Origin of the sequence: Actinoplanes sp. NPDC049265 (genome assembly GCF_043197135.1) — a bacterium.
Classification (GTDB): domain Bacteria; phylum Actinomycetota; class Actinomycetes; order Mycobacteriales; family Micromonosporaceae; genus Actinoplanes.
On sequence record NZ_JBICSP010000064.1, the window covers coordinates 1 to 1,641 of the forward strand.

Consider the following 1,641-nt stretch of genomic DNA (forward strand, 5'->3'; position numbering starts at 1 on the left):
GCGGCGGCTATTTCGCCTTGGGAGTGGCCGATGACCGCATCCGGGTGGACACCGGCGGCCTGCCACATCGCGGCCAGCGACACCATCACCGCCCAGCAGACCGGCTGCACCACATCCACCCGATCCAGCGCGGCCGGGTCGTCAAGCACGCTGAACAGATCCCAGTCGACAAACTCGCTCAACGCGGCGGCGCACTCGGCGAACACCGCCGACTCCTTCAGCGTGGCGGCCATGCCCGCCCACTGCCAGCCCTGACCCGGGAACACGAACACCACCCGCGGATCAGTCAACGCCGTACCCGTAATCGTGTCGTCCCCGAGCAACACCGCGCGGTGCTCGAACAGCGACCGGGTCACAGCCAACGTCGAGGCCATACTCCGCGTGCCCGGGGCCGCAGCCAGGTAGGCGCGCAGACGGCCCTCGTAATCGGCCAGCGCGTCCGGTGTCTTGGCCGAAATGACCAGCGGCAGCAGTTCCGCCGACGGTTCCTGCTCGACGACCGGAGAAGGAACGGGCGGCCCTTCGAGGATGACGTGGGCGTTGGTGCCGCTGACCCCGAACGCGGACACCCCCGCTCGGCCGGGCCGACCGGTATCGGGCCAGGGCTGGTTCTCGACGGTCAGCCGCACCGCACCGGCGGTCCAGTCGACGTGGCGGGACGGCTCGTCCACGTGCAACGTTCGCGGGACGATGCCGTGGTGCAGGGCCATGACCATTTTGATGATGCCGGAGACGCCGGCGGCGGCCTGGGTGTGGCCGATGTTTGATTTCAGTGAGCCGAGCAGCAGTGGTTGGTCGCGGTTTTGGCCGTAGGTGGCGATTACGGCTTGGGCTTCGATGGGGTCGCCGAGGGTGGTGCCGGTGCCGTGGGCTTCGACCACGTCGACCTCGTGGGGCGCCAAGCCGGCGTTGGCCAGGGCGGTTTGGATGACGCGTTGCTGGGACGGGCCATTCGGAGCCGTCAGGCCGTTGGAGGCGCCGTCCTGGTTGACCGCTGAGCTGCGTACGACCGCCAAGATCCGGTGGCCGTTGCGTTCGGCGTCGGAGAGACGCTCGACCAGGAGGACGCCGACGCCCTCGGCCCAGCCCGTGCCGTCCGCGGTGTCGGCGAAGGCCTTGCACCGGCCGTCGGCGGCCAGCCCCTGCTGACGGTCGAACTCCACGAAGATGTCGGGAGTCGCCATCACGGTCACGCCGCCGACCAGGGCGAGCGAGCACTCACCGTGTCGCAGGGCATGGCCGGCCTGGTGCAGGGCGACCAGCGACGACGAGCACGCGGTGTCGACGGTGACCGCTGGGCCTTCGAGGCCGAAGAAGTACGACACCCGGCCGGACAACACGCTGGTGGCGCCGGCGGTGGCGCCGAAGCCGGCCAGGTCGGCCCCGATCCCGTAACCGCCGGAGTAGGCGCCGATGAAGACGCCGGTGTCGCTGCCGCGGGCGTTGGCGGGGTTGATGCCGGCCCGTTCGAAGGCCTCCCATGAGGTTTCGAGGATGAGGCGCTGTTGGGGGTCCATGGCTAGGGCTTCGCGGGGGCTGATGCCGAAGAAGGCGGCGTCGAAGTCAGCGGCGCTGGTGAGGAAGCCGCCCTGGTAGGGGTGATCGGACCAACCGCGGTCGGTCGGGAAGCCGGAGATGGCG

1 protein-coding gene is annotated in these 1,641 nt (G+C 69.8%); it reads right to left on the bottom strand.

Going from position 1 to position 1,641, the window contains the following annotated elements; translation table 11 throughout:
- Positions 1 to 1,641: type I polyketide synthase (locus ACGFIO_RS44315; protein ID WP_392837322.1), on the bottom strand; the 1,641-nt coding region annotated here is incomplete at both ends.